Genomic DNA, 15,960 nt, shown 5'->3' with positions numbered 1-15,960 from the left:
ATCATTATCTGACTTGATTCGTTTAAATCTCTATTTTTAACCAAACTGTATCTAAGATGAAAAATAGAGAAAACCCCAAAATTATAAAAAGCATCAATACCATTCTGAAACTATCAGGAAAACAATTAAAAAATGAAAATTCAATTCATAATAAATATAATAACACTATCTCATCATTAGAAAAAACCTACGCTTTCAAACTAAAGAAAAAAAGCATCCATCATGTTTTTAAAAAACAACTATATTATCCAGTTATATTTTCAGATGATTCAGAAAACACATTTATTATTTTAAAATATAATGATAATGAATTTCTAATTTATGATCTACAAACTGACCAAATGGAAACATGGAGTAAAGAGACGTTAATAAAAAACAGTGTTCATCATTATTATTATCTCGATTTTGCGGAAAAGCATTTTTTTGATATTTCTTGGTTTATTCCTACTTTTATGAAATATCGTTCACACTTTCAACGTGTTTTATTTTACTCGTTAATTCTTCAATTGCTAGCACTTGCCTCACCGCTTGTTACACAAATAATTATGGATAAAGTTATTATACATCAAGCTTTATCTACACTTGATGTATTGGTAATAGGTCTTATTTTTGTCGCTATTTCAGGATCCGTCCTTCAGGGAATAAGAGAGTATATTTATCATCATACTGCCAATAAAATTGATATGTTACTGAGTTTAAAATTAACTCATCATTTATTCAAACTACCTATTAGTTACTTTAAGTCTCGCCAAACCGGTATTATTGTCACTCGAGTAAAAGAGCTCGATATTATTCGAGAATTTATAACAAAAACCTTATTGATGTTATTGGTTGACTTCTCATTTATCTTTATTTTTCTATTCGTTATGGCATATTTGTCATTAAAGTTAACATTAATATTTCTTACCACCATTCCTCTCTACTTTATATTAGCTAAATTAATTGCACCTAAAATAGAAAATACCGTACAACAACTTTATCAATGCTCGGCAACAAATAGTGCTTTTTTAACAGAAACGCTAGGAGGCATAGAAACAATAAAAAGTCTTTCATTAGAACCACGTTTTACACAACAGTGGAATACGCAAATTCATCAGCTCACTAATGAAAATTTAAAGTTACAAAATATTGATAACTTATCCCAATACATTGTTTCATTTTTGCAAAAAATAACGACAGCCACTCTTTTATGCCTTGGTGCTTTTGAAGTCATTTCACTCACAATGACCATAGGTCAATTAATAGCTTTTAATATGCTATTAAATCACTGTTTACAACCTTTAAGTTCTGCAATAGAAGTTTGGGGAAAGTATATAAGAACAAAAACAGCTATTTATCATTTACAAGATATTCTTAATCTCCCGACAGAACAAGAAAAAGCGCATAAGAATATCATATTACAAGGTGAAGTAAGTTTTGAGAATGTGAGTTTTTATTATCAACATGATACGTCCCCCATTTTAAAGCAAATTTCTCTTGTGATTAAAAAGCATGAAACTATTGGTATAGTTGGGACTTCTGGGTCAGGGAAAAGCACATTAGCACGCATGATCGCAGGACTTTATATCCCACAATTAGGGCTAGTTAAGGTTGATGGAATGCCTATTTGTGAAATTCCTCCCACAGTATTACGTCAACAAATAGGATTTGTATTACAAGAGAATTTTTTATTTCATTTAACCGTTTTTGACAATATCCGTTTAACTCAACCATCCGCCTCATTAGATGACGTTATTCATGCTGCTAAATTAGCAGGTGCGCATGAGTTTATATTAAAACTTCCTTTGGGATACGATACCCTAATTGCTGAAAATGGCAGATCGTTATCTGGGGGGCAACGCCAACGTATTGCCATTGCCAGAGCCTTATTATCATCACCTAAGATTTTAATTTTTGATGAAGCCACTAGTGCATTAGATGGTGAATCTCAAGCCATAATCGAAAAAAACCTTCCTCTTATAACTCAAAATAAAACCGTCATTATGATTGCTCATCGTCTTTCTACAATAAAAAACTGTGACCGCATTATTGTATTAGAAAATGGCCAGATAATTGAAGAAGGGAAACATAATGAATTGATTAAAAAAGATGGTTCTTATAAAAAACTTTGGCAACATCAACAAGGATGAAAATAATGAAATCAAAAATAAAAAAAATCATTAATCACTATTTAAAAACTAAAAAAGAGCCTAAAAACTATGATTTTTACCCTAATCATATTGCAGTGCTTGAAAAACCTCCAACACCTTATAGTCGTATTATTGCGATAATAATTTCATTAAGCGTTATTATATTTATGCTCTGGGCATATATAGGTAAATTGGATGTACTCTCACCAGCAATGGGGAAATTAGTTGTTTCAGGTTACTCTCAACAAATTCAAATTTATGAACATAGTCGCTTAACAACTATCCATGTGAAAAACGGCCAACAGGTTACCGAGGGAGAAGCATTATTAACACTTGATATCTTAGGTGTTGATGAAGAAATTAATAATCTAAAGAACAAAATAGAAAGTTTATTATTACTAAAAATTCGTTATCAAGCATTAAGCCAACATGTTTTACTTGATACATTTTCTCAATTTAATTCATTAAATAACAAAAATAAAGAATCGCTTCTATTAAGTTATAAAAAAGAAAAAGATGAATTCGATGCCAGTATCAATCATATTAATGCTGAAATAGAAACTAATGATAAAAACAAGCTCCTTATTCATCAAGAAATTAGCTCATTAAATGAATTAAAAAAAAATGTTGAAAAGCGCTTCAATATTAAAAAAACACTTTATGATAAAAAAATCGTTAGTACTATGGAATTTTTGGAAAATCAAAAAGAACAATTAGAAATTAATCGTTCCATTAAGAGGAAATCATCAGAATTAGTTATTTTATCCAGTCAAGAAGAAAAATATATTAAAGAACGCGATAAATTAGAAAAACAAAAATACCTAGAGTGGTATGACAAATTTAAACAATATGAAAGTGAAATTTTTATTTATCAGCAAAATCTTTATCATGCTCAAAAACGCCAACAATTAAAAATTGTACGTTCTCCGGTTACAGGTACTGTCCAAGAACTCTCTGTTCATACCCTAGGCGCTGTATTACAACCTTCACAAGCCGTAATGGTTATAGTACCAGATACTCAACATAACGTTGCTGAGGTAAATATTCTCAATAAAGATATTGGTTTTATCTATCCAGGACAAAAAGCGGTAATTAAAATTGATGCTTTTCCTTATACCCGTTATGGCACCATTGAAGGAACCATTATCAATATAGCCAAAGATTCCATAAAACATGAACAATTAGGCTTAGTTTATCCCGTCCTTATTGAACTAGATAAACAAGCGATTGGTGAAGATGAAGAGCAATATCACCTTGCCACAGGGATGTCTTTAACTGCTGATGTGATTATTGAAAAACGTCGAGTGATTGATTATTTACTCAGTCCAATAGACGTTTATCGCCATGAAGCATTAAGGGAAAAATAATAGAGAGATATCTATGAATAATATAGCTAAAAATCACCGACCTCTTCATCCTTCAATTATTGATGGTCTAATTTATTTTTCAAAAGAAAATAAAGGTTCATTAAAAAAAGAGCAGCTTATTCATTTTTTAGGTGATACCAATCATCTTTCAGAGTTAAACATTATTGAAGCTGCTCAACAGCTAAATTTAAAATGCGAATTCTCTTATCTTCATAATGAAGATGAAACCATCATTGATACGCTTATTGAAATTAAAGGATATTGGTATGTTCTAAAGAAAAGAACCCGTGATAAATTAATTATTATTGATCCAAGTACCAACACAGAAAGCATTCACCATATTAATAAGAATATTACTTTTTCAACACTGCTAATTATTAATAAGATGTCTACCACTAAACTGAGTAAGTTTAGTTTAATGTGGTTTATTCCTTCTTTATTAAAACAAAAAAAATCATTATATTTAATTTTTGTTTTATCCTTTTTTATTCAATTATTTTCCTTGGTAAATCCGATCATTTTTGAAAAAATCATTGATAAGGTATTAACAGGAAGAAGCCTTTCCAATTTACAGGTTTTAGGTTGGGTGCTTGTACTTATTGCCATTATAGAGCCTATATATCTTTTAATGCGGAATAAACTTTATGCTTTTGTTTCTTGCACCCTAGGTGCAGAATTTTCAGGTAAAATTTATCAGCATCTCATTCGATTACCAAATCCGTTTTTTAATCAACGCCAATCTGGGCAAGTTATCTCTCGTATTCAAGAACTTGCCCATATTCGTCAATTCATTACTGGTTCAGCTCTGATGATGGTGCTGGATTCTATTTTTATTATCGTGTTTATTTCAGTAATGTTTGCTTACTCAGTTTTATTAACTTGGATAACTATAGCAGCATTAGTACTTTACTTTTTACTCTGGCTTATACTTGGCCCAATGATCCGCTATTGGGTTGAACAAGAGTATCAAGCGAATGCCGATAACACGAGCTTATTAACAGAAGCTATCAATGGTATAGAAACCATTAAAATAACAGCGACAGAAAACCAATTTGTTGAAAAATGGCAATATAAACTCACCAACCATATTCTTAAGCGTTTTTCTGCAGCCAAAAAAGCGTTACTTGCTCAGCAATTAATTGGCGTTGTTCATAAAATTACGATGGCAATTATCTTATGGCATGGTGTGAACTTAATTATGAAGGCACAGTTAACTGTGGGCGAATTAGTGGCTTTTAATATGTTTGCCGCTCATATTACACACCCTATTTTACGTTTAGCCCAACTCTGGCAAGATGTTCAACAAACGAGTATCTCAATACGTCGTATTGGCGAGATCCTCAATACTCCCACCGAATATCAGCATCAAGGACTTGCCACTGTACCGCATATTGCAGGAAATATAGAATTCTCTCATGTACGCTTTCGTTATACAGACAATACTCCGGATGTGATTGAACAACTCTCTTTCGCTATTCCTGCAGGAAAATTTATTGGAATTACAGGGCCTTCAGGTTCAGGCAAAAGTACCATCACACGTTTAATTCAACGTTTTTATACCCCTCAGCAAGGGCAAATTTATATTGATGGCATGGATCTCGCGATTGCAGATCCCCTTGCTTTACGTCAATCAATTAGTGTTGTTTTACAAGATAATTTTTTATTTAGTGGCACTATTATAGAAAATATTCGTTTATCAAAACCCGATAGTAGCGAAGAGGATATTATTGAAGCGACCAAATTAGCAGGGGCTTTTAATTTTATTACTCAACTTCCTAATGGATTTAATACACAAGTAGGAGAAAGAGGACATAATTTATCAGGAGGACAGCGTCAGCGTATCGCTCTGGCAAGGGCACTTTTGCCTAATCCACGAATTCTTATTTTAGATGAAGCGACATCCGCATTGGATTATGGCTCAGAAGCTGAAATCTTAGCAACCTTTCCTGCTATTTGTAAAAATAGAACGGTGATTTGTATCGCTCATCGACTTAATTCCATTTCTATTTCAGATTATATTTATGTCATTGATAAAGGTCGTATATTAGAAGAAGGTACACATACAGATTTATTAAATAATAAAACACTTTATCAGCAATTGTGGCAACAACAGACGCAACAATAAACCGTAATAAGTGATGAACCATAAAAAATAAAGGCTCAAATTATTGAGCCTTTATACTTAATATTAAAATAATTTATTTAGTACAACATACGAGCACGGATGGTTCCCGGTAATGCTTTGATTTTTTGTAACACTAACTCAGCTTGCGCTTTCGTTTGTGTTGTAATATCGATCACAACATAACCTACGTTACCTGACGTACGTAAATACTGTGCGGCTACGTTGATATTTTCTTCAGTAAACACTTTGTTGATGCTATTCATCATACCTGGGCGGTTTTCATGAATATGCAATAAACGGTTTACATCATCACCATGGCTTGGCAGTGACACTTCTGGAAAGTTAACAGCAGATAATGTAGAACCGTTATCTGAATATTTTGCTAATTTACCCGCAACTTCATAACCAATGTTTTCTTGCGCTTCTTGGGTTGAACCACCGATATGCGGTGTTAATATCACATTGTCAAACTTGATAAGTTCAGAAACAAACGGATCGTTAGGATCGTTATTCGCACCAGGCTCTGATGGGAATACGTCAATCGCAGCACCTGATAAATGCTTTGATTCTAGCGCTTGTGACAACGCAGGAATATCAACCACAGTACCACGAGAAGCATTGATCAGAATTGAGCCCGGTTTCATGCGCTGAATTTCTTCATACCCAATCATATTTTTGGTTGATGGTGTTTCTGGCACATGTAAGCTGACAATATCACTCATATTCAACAATTCAGAGAGATGACGAATTTGTGTTGCATTACCTAATGGCAGTTTGTTTTCAATATCATAGAAATAGACATTTAAACCAACACTTTCGGCTAAAATACCTAACTGTGTACCAATGTGGCCATAACCAATAATACCCAGTTTTTTACCACGTGCTTCAAAACAGCCTTTGGCTTGTTTATCCCAAACCCCACGATGTGCTTTCGCATTTGCTTCAGGGATACGACGCAGTAATAACAGTAATTCGCCAAGCACCATCTCAGCCACGGAACGAGTGTTTGAGAAAGGCGCGTTAAAAACGGGAATACCGCGGCGAGCAGCGGCGTCTAAATCAACCTGATTAGTACCTATACAGAAACATCCCACAGCAACTAATTTTTCAGCCGCCGCAAAAATTTCTTCTGTTAAATGAGTGCGGGAACGAAGACCAACAAAACGAGCATCACGGATAGCTTCTTTTAATTCTTCGTCCGATAATGCGCCTTTATGATATTCAATATTGGTATAACCCGCAGCTCTTAAATTTTCTACTGCACTTTGGTGCACACCTTCAAGGAGTAGAAACTTTATCTTTTCTTTTTCCAAAGATACTTTGACCATTTACCCTGCCCTATCGTTATTACATTTAATGAAAAACAAAATCCTGTCTCATCAACATAACAAAAATAGATTTTGTGGCAATACAACCGATTGCAGTGATGACAGAATAAGCGGTAAATAAAGTGATTTTCTACCGAGTAAAATGATTTTGACTTTGAAAATGGCAGGATTTTAAAGAGAGATATAACTAGCGTGTGATATATATCACTGAATTTGCGGTTTCTAAAATAATTTTAAAAATAGGTAGCCATCGCTACCTATCTTAAAAAGAATTATTTAATGGTTTTCACACCTTCAGAGGTGCCCATTAAAACAACATTTGCGCCACGGTTAGCAAATAATCCTACGGTTACCACACCTGGAATACTGTTAATTTTGTTTTCCAGTTCGATAGGGTTAAGAATCGTTAAGTTATGAACGTCTAAAATAACGTTACCGTTATCTGTTACCACGTTTTCACGATATTCAGGCAAGCCACCCAGTTTAACCAGTTCACGAGCGACATAAGAGCGCGCCATTGGAATAACTTCAACAGGTAGAGGGAATTTACCTAATACATCGACTTGTTTAGATTCGTCAACGATACAGATAAATGTTTTCGCGACACCGGCAATGATTTTTTCACGCGTCAATGCAGCACCACCACCTTTGATCATCTGCATGTGATGGTTAATTTCATCAGCCCCATCAACATAGATATCTAAAGAATCGACTTCATTACAGTCGAAAACAGGAATGCCGTAACTTTTTAATTTTGCAGTTGATGCTTCTGAACTTGAAACGGTGCCTTCGATTTGACCTTTCATTGTTGCTAATGCATCAATAAAGTGAGAAGCCGTAGAGCCAGTACCGACCCCCACAATTGTGCCTGGTTTTACATATTCAAGCGCTGCCCAACCTACTGCTTTTTTCAATTCATCCTGAGTCATTTAAAAAACCTTATTTATCACGTTAATGGATTAAGAATAGCATATTGCATTCAAAACTAGCACGAGACACATCAAAAACTGAGAAGCAACATTTTAACTCATTACAACGAAAAATATGGCATAGTAAGCAATAGAATATAAAATCGAAGAGAGTCTGTTAATGAAACGCCCTGATTATCGAGCATTACAAGCCCTTGATGCCGTCATTCGAGAACGTGGTTTTGAAAGAGCCGCGCAAAAATTATGTATTACACAATCTGCCGTTTCTCAGCGTATCAAACAGTTAGAAAATTTATTTGGACAACCGCTATTAGTTAGAACTGTTCCACCTCAACCCACTGAGCAAGGACAAAAATTATTAGCGCTATTGCATCAAGTAGAATTACTTGAAGAACAATGGTTAGGTGATGAAAACAGCGGTTCTACACCTCTTTTACTCTCTTTGGCTGTGAATGCTGACAGTTTAGCGACATGGTTATTACCCGCTTTACATCCCGTATTAACGCAATTGCCTATTCGTCTCAATATTCAAGTAGAAGATGAAACTCGTACCCAAGAACGATTAAGACGAGGCGAAGTCGTTGGTGCAATCAGTATTCAGCCACAAGCACTACCAAGTTGCCTTGTCGATCAATTAGGCGCTCTCGATTACCTATTCGTTGCTTCTCCTGACTTTGCTCAACGATACTTTGCTAACGGTGTAACAAAATCTTCGTTATTAAAAGCGCCAGCCGTTGCATTTGACCATCTTGACGATATGCATCAGGCTTTTTTACAACAAAATTTCGGTTTATCACCTGGGAGTGTGCCCTGTCATATCGTGAACTCCTCTGAAGCCTTTGTGCAATTAGCGAAACAAGGTTCAACCTGTTGTATGATCCCTCATCTACAAATTGCAAATGAACTAAAAAGCGGGGAGTTGGTTGATTTAACGCCGGGCCTTTGCCAGCGGCGTATGCTCTATTGGCACCGATTTGCACCAGAAAGTAGAACCATGAGAAAAGTAACTGACGCACTTATTGATTTTGGGCGTAAAGTGTTAAAACAGGATGAAGAGTAAAACGCTATTTCATCTTATTAACACAAAAAATAGGCTTCAATATGAAGCCTATTTTGTTTTTCTCATAATAGGATTATTTAGTACGTTTTAATTCAAAAACTACATCTACATAATCTTTAAATTCAATACTTTGTTGTTGATAAGTTTCTTGTACGGCGGCAGGTACTTCTGCTTTTAATGCCATTGCATCCATACGCACTTGTGCAATTGGGTAAGGTGTGGCTTCTGGCGCACGATAGCTCACGCTATAAACAGCACCTAAATCTGCACCGAAACCTTTTGCTACTGACGTTGCTTGATCAATTGCATTTTTAATCGCAACTTCTCGTGCTTTTGTTTTGTATTGTTCTGGATTATTTACACCAAATTCAACGTTATTAATCTCATTTAAACCCGCCGCTAATGCGCCATCAAGCAACGTATTAAGCTGTTCTAACTTCTTAATTTTAACATTAACGGTACGTGTTGCGGTATAACCATTAATCACTGAACGCTCTGCTTTTTTATCATACTCATAGTTTGGTTGAGTACGAATATTAGCAGCATCAATATCTTCTTTAACGACACCATTTTCTTTTAAGAAGGCAAAATACTTTGCAACACGCTCATCAACTTGTTTCTTAGCCTGAGCCGCATCTTTTGCTCTTTCGTTAACCTGAATATTTAATGTTGCCATATCAGGAGCGGCTTTAATTGTCGCATTACCCGATGTTGTGATATGTGGTCCTTCTGGCTCAGACGCTGCTAATGCAAAAGAAGGTAATCCCAGCGTAAACACGGATGCTAATACAATTGCTTTTAATTTCACAAAAACCCCCTGACAGAATAAAATTTAAGACCCTCTTTTTATGGCTAAGAAGAACCTTAGCATATCTGATGTAAAGTTCTTTAAGATTAAAAGAGAGTTTTCCATCCTTGTGCTGCTAATTGAACAGCAATAAACCACATTACACATCCTACAAATAGATTAATCATACGTTGAGCGCGCGCTTTGCTTAATATTGGAGAAAACCAAGCCGCCAGTAGTGATAACGCAAAAAACCAGCTTATAGAGGCAAATATCGCACCAAATGTAAACCAAGGACGCAGTTCTGACGTTAATTGCCCGCCCATGCTGCCAATCACCACAAACGTATCTAAATAAACATGAGGATTAAGCCAAGTTACGGCAACTAATGTCACAATCACACGCCAACGGCTTTTTACCTGATTTTCACTTTGTGATAATTCAATCTCTTTTGAAAAAGCCGTTTTAAATGCATTCCAGCCATACCATAATAAGAACGCGACGCCTCCCCAAGTGATCAGTAATAAAAGTATTTCTGATTGTCTAAGTAAAGCACTTCCACCAAAGACACCTGCAGAGATCAAAACAACATCACTTAAAGCGCATAAAAATGCACTCATTAAATGAAACTGTTTTTTACTTCCTTGTTGTAAAACGAAGGCATTCTGAGCACCTATTGGCAAAATCATTGCTGCACTTAATAAGAACCCCTGAAAAAAAGTTGTGAACATGCAGAATATCCTAATAATTATTCATTTAATATTGGATGCATAATAGCGGGGTTTTGATATTAGAGGAAATGAATCATTCTTATTGATAATAAGGAAAACTAATGAAAATAAAGACAAAAAAAGCCACGTGATTAACGTGGCTCTATGTCATCTATTTTTGTGAGACTATTCTGCTTTCGCTGCTGTACTTTGTGCTTGATGCATATAAACATCCATTTGTGGGAATGGAATACCGATATTATTCGCATCTAATGCACGTTTAAAATCTTCCATCAAATCCCAATAAACTGGCCATGCATCGCCATTGGTTGTCCAAACTCGCACCACAAAGTTTAATGAAGACGGTGCCATTTCATGTAAACGGATAGTCACGCCTTGCTCATGTTGAATACGCTTGTCTTTCGCAACAACATCACCCAGTACTTGTTTTACTTTATCAATATCAGCATCGTAAGCGACACCGACTATAATTTGTGTACGACGATTAGGCTCACGCGTTAAATTGATAACTTCGCTACTGATAATTTTGCTATTCGGGATAACAATAATTCTGTCATCGGCTGAGCGTAATGTGGTTGAAAAAATCTGCACATCTCTCACGGTACCTTCAACAGACCCGATCATCACATATTCATTAGTACGGATTGGTCGGAAAATAACAATCAGTACACCAGCAGCAAAGTTAGACAGCGAACCTTGTAATGCTAAACCAACCGCTAAACCGGCGGCACCCAATACGGCAATAACAGATGCAGTTTGAACACCTAATCGTCCTAATACCGCAATTAAGGTAAAAGCAACAACGGTATAACGAACTAGAACAGACAGAAATGTAACAACAGTAGCATCAATGTGGCGCAACGTTAAAACTCTTGCGACACCTTTGCCAATCATTTTTGCCACAAAAAGACCAACAAAGAGTATCAAAAATGCAGCAATAATATTCACAGCATACTGAATAAAAAGATCCTGATTTGCCACAAACCAACCTGTTGCTTCATCTAAACTAGCGGGTAATTCATTCATTAGACCACCTTTTAAACTTAAAAACGTAATAAAAAGAATAGTAATTCAATAGTATATTGTGGCAGATTTATTCCAAAAATATATAGGATTTGTTAATTTCTTCTATTTTCCAGAATAAATAACCGATATTTTTGCAGCATGGTAGCAAAATCATCTAAACCACAAAAAGAGATGCTCTCATTATCGTAATAGCTCATGCCCTCTTCCATTTCATCTGTTTCAAAATGCAAGGTATTGGCTCTTACCATCACTTCTTCGTCATCAATAGAAAGACTGTATTCTTTACCGATAAGTTCCCACTGTCTTTCACTGCCTTTAATTCCTTCCATTTCTTCAAGAATTTGATCTATAAGACTAATATCGCCCTGAATTTCATCATTCAACCAATATCCTATTGCTTCATGATCCATCGAAAAACGGGCTAGTATACCGCCAGTGAGGTCTCGCTGAAATTCATAATCCATGGTGTACGCCCCTTATAACGCTCTCGCTTTTTTAATAAAAAATATCTTATTCTTATTATGACAAAAATAACAAAAAACGGGAGGCTTTTGCCTCCCGCTTGTTTGTATAACATACTTTAAAGCAATAAATTAACCGTTATACCGTTGTTTGAAAAATAACTTGGTCTGCTTTATCTGTATATTGCGCTAGTTGGTCAAAGTTTAGATAGCGATAAGTATCTTCTGCGGTTTCATCCACTTTATTTATGAAATCCAGATACTCTTGTGGCTCTGGTAAACGACCTAATAATGAAGCTACTGCCGCAAGCTCCGCAGAAGCAAGATACACATTTGCACCTGTACCTAAGCGGTTAGGGAAGTTACGTGTTGATGTTGAAACAACAGTTGCACCATCAGCAACTCGCGCTTGGTTACCCATACAGAGTGAACAACCCGGCACTTCGATACGTGCTCCACTCTTACCAAAGACGCTATAATATCCCTCTTCCGTTAATTGTGCTGCATCCATTTTTGTTGGTGGAGCAACCCATAAACGTGTTGGTAATTGACCTTTGTGTTGATCAAGCAGTTTACCCGCAGCACGGAAGTGCCCAATGTTGGTCATACAAGAACCAATGAATACTTCATCAATTTTGCTGTTTGCCACTTCGGATAACAGACGAGCATCATCTGGATCGTTAGGCGCACATAGAATTGGCTCTTTGATCTCATTTAAATCAATTTCGATCACTGCTGCATATTCTGCATCTGCATCTGCTTCCAGTAATTGCGGATCTTTCAACCAGCTTTCCATTGAAGTGATACGACGTTCAATAGTACGACGATCGCCATAACCTTCAGCAATCATCCATTTCAGTAAGATGATGTTAGATTGCAGGTACTCAATAATCGGTGCTTTATCCAGTTTAATGGTACAACCCGCCGCTGAACGTTCTGCTGATGCATCAGCAAGTTCAAATGCTTGTTCTACTTTCAGTTCTGGTAAGCCTTCAATCTCAAGAATACGACCAGAGAAAATGTTCTTCTTACCTTTTTTCTCAACTGTCAGTAAACCGTCTTGGATCGCGTAATAAGGAATAGCATGAACTAAATCACGCAGTGTCACACCCGGTTGCATTTTGCCTTTAAAACGGACCAGAACAGACTCCGGCATATCTAATGGCATAACTCCTGTTGCCGCAGCAAAAGCCACAAGCCCAGAACCTGCAGGGAATGAGATACCAATAGGGAAACGCGTATGCGAGTCACCACCTGTACCAACAGTATCAGGTAATAACATACGGTTTAACCATGAGTGAATAATACCATCGCCCGGACGCAGTGAAACACCACCACGATTCATAATAAAATCAGGTAAAGTGTGATGCGTTGTAACGTCTACCGGTTTTGGATAAGCCGCGGTATGACAAAATGACTGCATCACTAAATCAGCAGAGAAACCAAGACATGCCAAGTCTTTTAGCTCATCACGAGTCATTGGGCCTGTTGTATCTTGTGAACCTACTGAGGTCATTTTTGGCTCACAATATTCGCCAGGGCGAATACCTGTACGACCACATGCACGACCTACCATTTTCTGAGCTAGTGAGAAGCCACGGTTGCTTTCTTCAACAGGTTTAGCATGACGGAACAATGTGCTAACCGGTAAACCTAGTGATTCACGCGCTTTTGACGTTAATCCACGACCAATGATCAATGGAATACGACCACCAGCACGAACTTCATCAATTAACACTTCTGTTTTTAGTTCAAAGGTTTCCAATAACGCATTCGTTTCATGGTCACGAATTTCACCTTTGTATGGGTAAATATCAATGACATCACCCATATTTAATTTAGAAACATCGACCTCGATAGGGAGTGCTCCCGCATCTTCCATTGTATTAAAGAAGATAGGTGCGATTTTGCCGCCAAGAACAACACCACCACCGCGTTTATTAGGAACGAACGGAATATCGTCTCCCATAAACCACAGTACAGAGTTAGTTGCTGATTTACGTGATGAACCTGTTCCTACAACATCACCAACATAAGCCAGTGGGAAGCCTTTCTTATTTAATGCTTCGATTTGTTTAATTGGACCTACGCTACCCGGCTGATCAGGTTCAATACCTTCACGCGCATTTTTCAGCATTGCTAAAGCATGTAATGGGATATCAGGGCGGGACCAAGCATCTGGTGCTGGAGATAAGTCATCGGTATTGGTTTCACCAGTGACTTTAAATACGGTAACAGTAATTTTTTCTGCTAATGCCGGGCGCTCAGTAAACCATTGTGCATCAGCCCAAGATTGCATAATTTGCTTAGCATAAACGTTGCCTGCTTTCGCTTTTTCCTCAACATCATAGAAGTTATCAAACATCAGTAATGTATGAGAAAGCGCTTTGGCTGCAATTGGGGCTAACTTATCATTTTCCAGAGATTCAATTAAAGCATGAATATTATAACCACCCTGCATGGTACCTAATAATTCAACAGCTTTTTCTGGCGTAATAAGAGGTGATGTCGTTTCGCCTTTTGCGATAGCGGTTAAAAAACCCGCCTTAACATACGCGGCTTCATCAACTCCGGGTGGGACACGGTTAACAATTAAATCAAGAAGAAATTCTTCTTCACCTTTAGGGGGATTTTTTAATAGCTCAACAAGTGCTGCTGTTTGTGTTGCATCGAGAGGTTTTGGAACGACACCTTCAGCTGCACGCTCTGCTACGTGCTTACGGTATTCTTCTAGCACGACGGTCTCCTCGCTTCTTTGTCATTTTGTATAACCCGGCTGTCTGCACCCTATCTAGTTGGATGCCAGGTCAGAGGATCTTTTGCTCGCATAAAACTTCTATGGTTGTGAAATTATGCCCAGCTAAGGGATATTAGCATAGCAAATTTTCAACACGATGTTAATTCGTTCACATAAAGGCAACATATAACAAACGTAAATATCACTTTATTCAAGTTGCTACACTCAATCTGATAGGCGTTTTTTCACCCATCGCACTTTTAGCGATAAATTCAGTTAAATAGATATCAGCACGGCTCGGTAAACGCAGCTTATCTTTTAAAATAAAGAAAAAGATAAATTAACGTCATTTAGTTAATGATAATAACCAGTTAAACAATAAAAAATTTATATGAATTTCTTTATATTATATTTAAACTCACCCCTCATAAAAATAGTTTCAATATCAAAAATAAACCATAACCCAATCAATTAATTATCATAAAATTCATATAATAATTATTTTTTGATAGCACTTTCAACATCTAACATATTAATATGTAATAGATTTAAAATACGAATTATTTAAATACCAATCGTATTAATTCCATTTATAAATATAATTTAGTAATTATATTTAACCTTTTCATCCTCAAAAAATGATTGATTTATTGAAAGCATAAACTACATGGAAAAAAATTCTTATGTCAATTAACGAAAAATTCGTCCAAGCAATCTCAAGTATTAATTATAACAATGGCATATTCTCACTCTATTTTGTCGGTCAAGATCCACATAAAATAGCGCAAGGTATCATGCCAGAAACAGATGAAGAGTTAGCCCTAAAGCAAGTGATCCACATTCCTGCTTCTGGATTTATTTATATGGCTTCAATAATTAAAAATATGTTGGAAGACTCACGCATAAACATGGAGTTTGAAAAACTGATTGCAGCAGGTCTATTCCCGGCTCTTCAAAATGAAACTGATATAACTGAAGGATCTACCGCCCCTTATTTAGTCGAAAAAAAATCACCTAAAGGTAAAAAAAATACTTAATAGAAGAATGAATCTATAGAGAAAACTAATTCATTATAAATTAAGTTTTATTTAATCTATTTAATACCTGAAATAAATACACCTATATTTAAAGAAAGAGAACGATTATTTACAACAATCTTCTCTCTCTTCAGGCTTTTTTTGTCTTTAAAAAGACAATTTTATCAAATGGTGAAAAGGTATATAGAGATGCTGAAACCACTGTATTTAAAAATTACGGTGGTTTTCTATTTAATTTAAATT

The 15,960-nt window shown here is 36.0% G+C and carries 12 protein-coding genes; 5 read left to right on the top strand and 7 right to left on the bottom strand.

Translation table 11 applies throughout. The features are described 5' to 3' along the window. Positions 1-56: 56 nt before the first annotated feature. From B6258_RS08125 to B6258_RS08115, 3 genes are read left to right on the top strand one after another with little or no spacing between them, the layout of a single operon-like run. A complete protein-coding gene (locus B6258_RS08125; protein ID WP_099074831.1) occupies positions 57-2,129 on the top strand; it encodes a peptidase domain-containing ABC transporter in 2,073 nt (690 codons plus the stop codon). 5 nt (positions 2,130-2,134) lie between these two features. After that, positions 2,135-3,496 (top strand): HlyD family type I secretion periplasmic adaptor subunit, encoded by a 1,362-nt coding sequence (locus B6258_RS08120; RefSeq protein WP_240531548.1) that lies wholly within the window; start codon positions 2,135-2,137, stop codon positions 3,494-3,496. A gap of 13 nt (positions 3,497-3,509) precedes the next feature. Then, on the top strand, positions 3,510-5,621 hold the full coding sequence (locus B6258_RS08115; RefSeq protein ID WP_099074830.1) for a type I secretion system permease/ATPase: 2,112 nt from the start codon (positions 3,510-3,512) through the stop codon (positions 5,619-5,621). A gap of 77 nt (positions 5,622-5,698) precedes the next feature. Here B6258_RS08115 and serA read toward each other — a convergent pair whose 3' ends face one another. Both serA and rpiA read right to left on the bottom strand, forming a co-directional pair. Continuing rightward, on the bottom strand, positions 5,699-6,949 hold the full coding sequence (gene serA / locus B6258_RS08110) for a phosphoglycerate dehydrogenase (protein ID WP_099074829.1): 1,251 nt from the start codon (positions 6,947-6,949) through the stop codon (positions 5,699-5,701). 272 nt (positions 6,950-7,221) lie between these two features. After that, complete coding sequence (gene rpiA, locus B6258_RS08105; RefSeq protein WP_072063358.1) at positions 7,222-7,878, bottom strand: ribose-5-phosphate isomerase RpiA; 657 nt, start codon at positions 7,876-7,878, stop codon at positions 7,222-7,224. A 160-nt stretch (positions 7,879-8,038) separates the two neighbouring features. Between rpiA and B6258_RS08100 the strand changes: the two genes are divergently transcribed. Next, positions 8,039-8,938 (top strand): LysR family transcriptional regulator ArgP, encoded by a 900-nt coding sequence (locus B6258_RS08100; RefSeq protein ID WP_069367724.1) that lies wholly within the window; start codon positions 8,039-8,041, stop codon positions 8,936-8,938. Positions 8,939-9,011: 73 nt separating this feature from the next. Here B6258_RS08100 and B6258_RS08095 read toward each other — a convergent pair whose 3' ends face one another. From B6258_RS08095 to acnB, 5 genes are all read right to left on the bottom strand, one after another. Then, a complete protein-coding gene (locus tag B6258_RS08095; protein WP_099074828.1) occupies positions 9,012-9,746 on the bottom strand; it encodes an oxidative stress defense protein in 735 nt (244 codons plus the stop codon). Positions 9,747-9,832: 86 nt separating this feature from the next. Beyond that, positions 9,833-10,456: an arginine exporter ArgO gene (gene argO, locus B6258_RS08090; protein WP_099074827.1), complete on the bottom strand. Its 624-nt coding sequence runs from the start codon at positions 10,454-10,456 to the stop codon at positions 9,833-9,835. Positions 10,457-10,621: 165 nt separating this feature from the next. After that, on the bottom strand, positions 10,622-11,482 hold the full coding sequence (gene mscS / locus B6258_RS08085) for a small-conductance mechanosensitive channel MscS (protein ID WP_099074826.1): 861 nt from the start codon (positions 11,480-11,482) through the stop codon (positions 10,622-10,624). 92 nt (positions 11,483-11,574) lie between these two features. Next, positions 11,575-11,946: a YacL family protein gene (locus B6258_RS08080; RefSeq protein ID WP_023581519.1), complete on the bottom strand. Its 372-nt coding sequence runs from the start codon at positions 11,944-11,946 to the stop codon at positions 11,575-11,577. Positions 11,947-12,082: 136 nt separating this feature from the next. Then, complete coding sequence (gene acnB, locus B6258_RS08075) at positions 12,083-14,680, bottom strand: bifunctional aconitate hydratase 2/2-methylisocitrate dehydratase (protein WP_099074825.1); 2,598 nt, start codon at positions 14,678-14,680, stop codon at positions 12,083-12,085. Between the two features lie 683 nt (positions 14,681-15,363). Between acnB and B6258_RS18355 the strand changes: the two genes are divergently transcribed. After that, complete coding sequence (locus B6258_RS18355) at positions 15,364-15,717, top strand: peptide chain release factor 1 (RefSeq protein ID WP_240531547.1); 354 nt, start codon at positions 15,364-15,366, stop codon at positions 15,715-15,717. Positions 15,718-15,960 lie beyond the last annotated feature (243 nt).

It is taken from the genome of Proteus alimentorum, from assembly GCF_002607735.1.
Classification (GTDB): domain Bacteria; phylum Pseudomonadota; class Gammaproteobacteria; order Enterobacterales; family Enterobacteriaceae; genus Proteus; species Proteus alimentorum.
Note: the sequence above shows the minus strand (reverse complement) of the source record. Positions and strands in the feature narration are given on the sequence as shown.

Excerpts from the sequence above, each read along its gene's own strand:
- serA (WP_099074829.1), bottom strand. The coding sequence starts at position 6,949 with ATGGTCAAAGTATCTTTGGAAAAAGAAAAGATAAAGTTTCTACTCCTT.
- B6258_RS08080 (WP_023581519.1), bottom strand. The coding sequence starts at position 11,946 with ATGGATTATGAATTTCAGCGAGACCTCACTGGCGGTATACTAGCCCGT.
- B6258_RS08125 (WP_099074831.1), top strand. The coding sequence starts at position 57 with ATGAAAAATAGAGAAAACCCCAAAATTATAAAAAGCATCAATACCATT.
- B6258_RS18355 (WP_240531547.1), top strand. The coding sequence starts at position 15,364 with ATGTCAATTAACGAAAAATTCGTCCAAGCAATCTCAAGTATTAATTAT.
- argO (WP_099074827.1), bottom strand. The coding sequence starts at position 10,456 with ATGTTCACAACTTTTTTTCAGGGGTTCTTATTAAGTGCAGCAATGATT.
- B6258_RS08115 (WP_099074830.1), top strand. The coding sequence starts at position 3,510 with ATGAATAATATAGCTAAAAATCACCGACCTCTTCATCCTTCAATTATT.
- B6258_RS08100 (WP_069367724.1), top strand. The coding sequence starts at position 8,039 with ATGAAACGCCCTGATTATCGAGCATTACAAGCCCTTGATGCCGTCATT.
- mscS (WP_099074826.1), bottom strand. The coding sequence starts at position 11,482 with ATGAATGAATTACCCGCTAGTTTAGATGAAGCAACAGGTTGGTTTGTG.
- B6258_RS08120 (WP_240531548.1), top strand. The coding sequence starts at position 2,135 with ATGAAATCAAAAATAAAAAAAATCATTAATCACTATTTAAAAACTAAA.
- rpiA (WP_072063358.1), bottom strand. The coding sequence starts at position 7,878 with ATGACTCAGGATGAATTGAAAAAAGCAGTAGGTTGGGCAGCGCTTGAA.